4 protein-coding genes, 1 pseudogene and 1 riboswitch are annotated in these 6,595 nt (G+C 60.1%); all 5 genes and pseudogenes read left to right on the forward strand.

The features are described from left to right. Positions 1–363 (forward strand): annotated as a pseudogene (locus CJ255_RS20555) (Uma2 family endonuclease); the annotation flags it as partial. A gap of 604 nt (positions 364–967) precedes the next feature. After that, positions 968–2,446 carry a hypothetical protein gene (locus tag CJ255_RS20560; RefSeq protein WP_097645951.1) on the forward strand — a complete coding sequence of 493 codons (1,479 nt, stop codon included), beginning with the start codon at positions 968–970 and terminating at the stop codon, positions 2,444–2,446. A gap of 209 nt (positions 2,447–2,655) precedes the next feature. After that, positions 2,656–3,996 (forward strand): AAA family ATPase, encoded by a 1,341-nt coding sequence (locus CJ255_RS20565; RefSeq protein ID WP_165774857.1) that lies wholly within the window; start codon positions 2,656–2,658, stop codon positions 3,994–3,996. 61 nt (positions 3,997–4,057) lie between these two features. After that, positions 4,058–4,969, forward strand: a complete 912-nt coding sequence (locus tag CJ255_RS20570) for a DNA cytosine methyltransferase (RefSeq protein WP_217352509.1) — start codon at positions 4,058–4,060, stop codon at positions 4,967–4,969. A 280-nt stretch (positions 4,970–5,249) separates the two neighbouring features. Further along, a riboswitch (cobalamin riboswitch) is annotated at positions 5,250–5,400 on the forward strand. 226 nt (positions 5,401–5,626) lie between these two features. Continuing rightward, positions 5,627–6,463 carry a sirohydrochlorin chelatase gene (locus tag CJ255_RS20575; RefSeq protein ID WP_097645953.1) on the forward strand — a complete coding sequence of 279 codons (837 nt, stop codon included), beginning with the start codon at positions 5,627–5,629 and terminating at the stop codon, positions 6,461–6,463. The last annotated feature ends 132 nt before the right edge of the window (positions 6,464–6,595 follow it).

The following is a 6,595-nucleotide window of genomic DNA, read 5'->3' on the forward strand; positions in this document are numbered from 1 at the left end:
GATCACGTTGTCTGCTACGACGCGCAGGGCAACGAACTTGGCGACTACGTGACGGTGGTGCAAGCTGCGGAAGCCGCGATGAGCGCCGCCGAAGCCGCCATCGCCCGCGCCGATCTTGCCGAAGCCCGCGTCCGCTACGAAGCAGAAGCCCGCGCCGATGCCGAAGCGCAAGCGCTCTACGAGGCGCAATTGCGTGCTGAGGAGGCGCAAGCACGCACCGAGGCGGAGGCCCGCGCCCGTAGCGAAGCCCAAGCCCGTGCCGAGGCAGAAGCCCGCGCTCATGCGGAAGCGCAAGCGCGCACGCTAGCCGAAGCTGAACTCAATGCACTGCGCGAGGAATTGCGTCGCTTGCGTGGCGCATAGGGGGTTGCGCTCTTGTGGAAAGCGGTAGAGCAAAAAACGGTGTTAGGGAAGCAGAGATTGTTACGTATCCCAGCAGCCTGTCATGCTGAATAGTTCATGGTTCACGACCATCGTAGTGCCGACTTATGGTCTTCCAGTAAATAATCCGCTAACCAGACCTCGCAAATCTGGCATATCTATCAGGTCTAGCCCGTGCCGCGACACCGGATTAATTTCTGGAACACCATTAGTCGGCATCCCGTCGCTGCCACAGACCTCAGCCGACTAAGGGAAGCGGATGTTGTTGATTGCCCCGTTTGCGTGGCCACCCTGAGCGAAGGTTCGTAGCAATGTTCCTGTTTGCGCCGTAGGTAGTGCCGAAGTTAGTCGGCTTCCCATCGCTGCCACAGACCTCAGCCGACTAAAGTCGGCACTACGATGCTCGCCCATGAACTATTCAGTATGACAGGCTGCTGGGATACTTGAAAATTTCTGCTTCCCTAACGTCGGCACTACCTACGGCACAAACAGGAACGTCCCTACGAACCTTCGCTATCCTGAAAGCGCTACTACGCCCCTACAGTCGGCTATCGGCCTTTCGGCTATCGGCCTTTCGGACTCTCAAATGCCCACCTTCCCCACCTACCACGGCAGGCTACCCGCCTGCCTCAACCCGCTCAACCCCTACCACTACCTCCTCCTCGCCTACTGGATCTTTATGCGCCCCACGGCGCTCAAGTGCTACCTCTACCAAGCCGATCCACGGGCCTACCGCGCCGCCGATGAGGGTGTGGCGGCGCTGCGCATCTTCTGGCAGATCCGCGCCTACCGCCACCTCTGGCTGATGCTGCCGCTGCTGGCCTTGGGACTGAGCCTGCCGCTGGTGCTGCTGGTTAGTTGGCTGCAAGGGACGCCGGTGGCTTGGGCGGGTTTGGCCCGTGGTGTGGCATGGGGCGTGGCGGCCGGCGTGGCGGCCGGCGTGGCGGCCGGCGTGGCGGCCGGCGTGGCATTCGGCGTGGTGGGCGGCGTGGCATTCGGCGTGACATTCGGCGTGACGGGCGACGTGGCGGTCGGCGTGTCGTTGGGCGTGTCGGTCGGCGTGGTGGCCGGCGTGTTGGTCGGCGTGTTGGCCAGCGTGGTGGAAGGCGTGGTGGAAGGCGTGGCGGTCGGCGTGACATTCGGCGTGGCGGTCGGCGTGGCGGTCGGCGTGTCGTTGGGCGTGTCGTTGGGCGTGGTGGGCGGCGTGGCGTTCGGCGTGGTGGGCGGCGTGGCGGTCGCCATCGGTGCGCTACGCCTGCCCTTCTACCCCGTCCACCTCATCCCTGCGCTGCTGAGTCCCTGGACGCGACGCCATCCACTGGCATGGGATGAACTCACCGTACTGCCGCTGCCCTTCAGCCGCCGCTTCCTCTTGCGCCAACTAGCGCAGAATGAGGCGGCGGGGTTGCGCCTGCTGGCGCAGGTGGCGCGCAACCCCTTCCAAGGCTATGTGGCCCAGGTGGTACTCTACCGCTACCTGCACGCCCAGGCCGATCCGCTGCATGCCTACTACCGCCTGTTGCGCGATCCTAGTTTGGATGAGTATGTGTATGCACCACTTACCGGTTTTCATTGGCAACGCTACCTAGCGCTACGCCAACTGCTCTGCGCCGAGTTGGACCAGCGTTGGCTCAAGAGCAGCAACGACAGCAACCGCTGGGTCTACCGGCTGAGTCGCTGGCTGCGCGAGCGGCGGGTGACGCCGCTGACGCGCTATGCGGGCATGTTGGAAGCGCTGCTTGCCGCGCAGCAGGAGCTTGAGGCGGGCGAAGAACCCTTCGATCTGCGGCGCTACCAGGAGATCTATGGTGGCCTCGCGGCCTACCCTGGCGGCACGGAGCTGGGCGCGGCCTATGGGCTCATGGCGCGCTGTTTGGCTTGTGGGACACTGGCGGAGGTGGGTGAGGCCGCAAAAGAGCGCATAGCAACACCAAGAATCTCAACAGCTTCCCCCCTCTCCCACAACGCGGGCGGTGAGGGCCATCCAGAGGCCGCAAAAGAGCGCATCGCCACACCAAGAATCTCGACAGCTTCCCCCCTCTCCCACAACGTGGGAGAGGGGTAGGGGGTGAGGGCCATCCAGAGGCCGCAAAAGAGCGCATCGCCACACCAAGAATCTCAACAACTTCCCCCCGCTCCCGCCACGCGGGAGAGGGGGTAGGGGGTGAGGGCCATCCAGCGCATCCCAATGACCTATCTGTCGCGCCTTCCCCCACCCACGATTTCGCCGCGACCTGGGCGGCGCTGGGGCAGCTTGGGCAGATTGTAGGTGAGGTGCGAACCTATCTGGATAGCACGAGCCGGGCGAATAAGCAGGGCGCGCTGCTGCGGGCGACTGATGCGTTGACGCGCTTGGGACAGGCGGTGGCTGAGCGGGTGGTTGCGCCCGATAGCCACCTCTTGCGCCGCATTGTGCGCCAGTGGCAGGCGCTGCTGATTGCGGAGGGTGGCGTGGTGGGGCGTGCGTTGCAGGTGGGGCCGGTGGACAACCCCTACATTCTGAATAATCCGGCGGAGGGGAGTCGCTTTGTGGGCCGCGAGGATGTCTTGCGCCGCTTGGAGGAGTTGTGGTCGCCGCAGGGGGTTGTGCCTTCGGTGCTGCTCTATGGCCACCGGCGCATGGGCAAGACGAGTATTCTACGCAATCTGGGGCAGCGTTTTGGCCAGCAGACGCTGATTGTTGATTTTAATCTGCAGATGGTGGGCTCTGTGCGCGATGAGGCCGATCTGCTCTTTCAGTTGGCTATCGCTATCTATGATGCGTGTGCTGGGCAGGGGCTGGCGGGCTTGGCGGAGCCGCGTGAGGCCGATTTTACCTCCGATCACGCCTATATGGCCTTCCGCCGCTTCTTGAGGCGGCTTGAGGGGCTGCGCGCCGGGCGGCGGCTGATTGTGACGCTGGACGAATTTGAACTGCTTGAGCAGCAACTTGCCGCTGAGTTGCCCCGCCTGCTCCGTTTCTGGCGCGGCGCGTTTCAGACCTTCCCCTGGCTGGTCTTGGCCTTTGCCGGGCTGCATACGCTAGAGGAGCGGCGGCGCGACTATTGGGATCCGCTCTTTGGCAGTGTGACCGCGATCAAGGTGAGCTTCTTGGCGCGGGGGGCGGCGCGGCGGCTGATTGTTGAGCCGACGCCCGATTTTGATCTCGACTATGACGAGGATGTAGTTACGACGATGCTCGACCTCACCAACGGGCAGCCCTTTTTGGTCAACCTGCTGGGCCACGCGCTGGTGAGCCGTTTCAACCAACGCAGCTTTGAGGAGGGGCGCGAGCAGGAGCGGCGCTTCCACATGGCCGATCTGGAGGCGGTATTGGCGGCACCCAACTTCTTCCGCGACGGCGACGCCTACTTTAGTGGCATCTGGCATCAGGCGCAACACAGCGCCCCGGCGGGCCAACCCGCCATCCTGAGCGCCCTCGCGCCCCATGCAGCGGGCCTCACCCGAGCCCAACTCGCTGCCGCGCTGCCCGAACCCAACCCCGAGCTTGACGGCGCACTCGCCAAGCTCAACGACCACGACGTGCTCATCGTCGCCGAGGGGCGCTACCGCTTCACCGTAGAACTGATGCGGCGCTGGGTGGCGCGGCGGGAGATGGTGGACGGGGAGCGTTGACAAAGTTGGTCGGTCATGTTAAGATGAAAATACATTTGTTCTACTGAATAGGAAAAACCTTATGAAGACAAAGTTTGTTTCACTATTTTCTGGTGCAATGGGACTCGACTTAGGTCTCGAAATGGCAGGCTTCGAGACAGCGGTCTATGTTGAAAATGATCCTGAAGCAGTTCAGACGATTAAACTAAATCGCCCAAATCTACCGGGTATGGGAAACATAACCAATGTATCAGGCAGTGATCTACGTAAACTAGGGAGATTAGAGGGAGAGATTGACTTAGTTGCTGGGGGGCCACCTTGCCAAGCGTTTAGTGTTTTTGGCAAGCGAGAAGGCATTCATGATGTTCGTGGGCAACTTATTTTTGAATTCATTCGTCTGATTGATGAACTTCGCCCCCACACATTTGTCATGGAGAACGTTCGTGGCTTGTTGTCCATGCCCATCATACCATCTACTAAAAAAGAACCTGCTACAACTGTCCATCCTCCCGATTACTACAGCCACGGCTCGTTATTACGACTCGTATTGGACGAATTTCAAAAGATTGGCTATCGTGTAGACTGTTACATCGTGAATGCAGTGAACTACGGTGCCCCTCAGATACGAGAGCGAATCATATGTATTGGCAATCGTCACAATCTACTTGCTCATTTTCCCGAACCGCAATACAGTAATCGTCCTGAAGATGATCTTCCACCTTTCAAAACTCTAGGTGATGTTATTGGGGATGGCTTTGTAGATCCTTTCCCTGAAGTATTAAACTTTAGTTCGCGCAAACTCAAATATCTCGCACTAGTCCCACCAGGGGGCAACTGGCGAAGCTTACCTGTTGATATTCAAAAAGAATCGATGTGCGGTACCCACCAAACTTGGATATATAGCAGGCGGAGCAATAGCAGCATTGCTGAAACAAATGAAGCAGGGTGTGGAGATCGCGCATCCGTTCAAGATGCACAGAATCATTCACATTAGACCACATGTGCGCACTCGATCTTTTTGGCGCAATGGTAAAGTGTACTCTGGTGATGTCTCGTACTATGATGATGAGACAATGGTAGATCAGCTTCAGTTTGATCTATTAGCAATCATACGTTCGATGAAAGATTTCACTTTCAAGTATAACGGAGCATCGCATTAAAAAACACGAAGTCACACTTTGACTTTATCCTTAAATGAACACAATACGACTGCACAGTAGCGTTGTTGGCACATCAACCTGAATAGTGCTATAATCAGCCCCGTTGAACCTACCCAAACCCCATACCGTCGCGGTCGCCCGACAGCCCGGATGCTGAGGGTCTAAAGGTGGAAGCTGGTGTGAGTCCAGCGCTGTGCCGCAACTGTAACGCGCTTCCCTCGTGGTAGCGCGGAGCCAGGAGACCTCCCGCGACGTTGTGTTCCTCCCTTCTCGTGCCAAGGAGGGCGAACGTGCCCCGTGCTCCTTGTACAGTACGGTCAGCCTTTGCCCCCACCGGCTCTCACGAGAGGCCGGTTTTTTTGTTTTGGGGGAGGCTCGCCGCCCCCACTAGGAGGGGGCTTGGGGGAGGCTTCGCCGCCGCCAAAACAGACTTTGCGTTCCGTTTTGCCGGCTGCGCCGCCAAAACGGAACAAAACGTAGAGACACATCCAATGAATCAACAAAAACCCACCCTTCTCCTCATCGGCCATGGCAGCCCCGACGCGGCGGGCAATGGCGAGTTCATTCAGTTCGCGGCGGATCTGGCGCAGCATCTGGGCGTGGCGACACAGCCCTGTTTCCTTGAGTTGGCCGAGCCTTCGATTGGTGCGGGGGTGGCGCTCTGTGTGGCGCAGGGCGCTACCGAGATTTTGGCCCTACCCCTCTTCTTGGGGGCGGGTCGCCACCAGAAGCGTGATGTGCCCAACCTGTTGGCCGCAGCCCAAGCGGAACATGCAGGAATTGTGGTACGCTATGGTGCCCCCTTGGGGCCGCAGTTGCACCTCGTTGGCGTCTTGGCCGAGCGGGCCGCAGCGGCTCTGGCGACGAGTCGCCAGGCGGTGAGCGACGAAGCAACGGCGCTCCTCCTGGTGGGGCGCGGGAGCAAAGATCCGCAGAGTAACGCGGAGTTGGCTCGTCTCGCCCGGCTGCTCAGTGAGATCCATGGCTATGCTATCGTTGAGTATGCCTACCAGACGGTGGTGCCGCCCGATGTGGGCCAGGCGCTGGGCCGCTGTGTGCGCCTCGGGGCGCAGCGGGTAGTGGTGCTGCCCTACCTGCTCTTCGCTGGCTTTGTGCGCGATGACATTGTCAACCAAGCACGGCTGGCGCAGGAACATTATCCTCAGATCGAAATTCTTGTAGGCCAACATCTTTTTCCCCATGCTGGCCTGCTGGCGGCGACGGCGTTTCGCTACGAGGAGTTGCGCGACGGAATGGTGCAGATGAATTGTGCGTCGTGTAGCTATCGGCAGCATGGTGATGATGGTGAGCATCACCATGACCATTGATCTTGGGGCTGCGCCCCAACTCCCAAGGGGGATGTGTCGGGGGCCATGCCCCCGAACCCCCACCGCGCTGGCTGAGCTTGTCGAAGCCCGCGCCACCCCCACCGCGCTGGCTGAGCTTGTCGAAGCCCGCGC

Source organism: Candidatus Viridilinea mediisalina (assembly GCF_002532535.1).
Lineage (GTDB): Bacteria > Chloroflexota > Chloroflexia > Chloroflexales > Chloroflexaceae > Viridilinea > Viridilinea mediisalina.

Excerpts from the sequence above, each read along its gene's own strand:
- CJ255_RS20560 (WP_097645951.1), top strand. The coding sequence starts at position 968 with ATGCCCACCTTCCCCACCTACCACGGCAGGCTACCCGCCTGCCTCAAC.
- CJ255_RS20570 (WP_217352509.1), top strand. The coding sequence starts at position 4,058 with ATGAAGACAAAGTTTGTTTCACTATTTTCTGGTGCAATGGGACTCGAC.
- CJ255_RS20575 (WP_097645953.1), top strand. The coding sequence starts at position 5,627 with ATGAATCAACAAAAACCCACCCTTCTCCTCATCGGCCATGGCAGCCCC.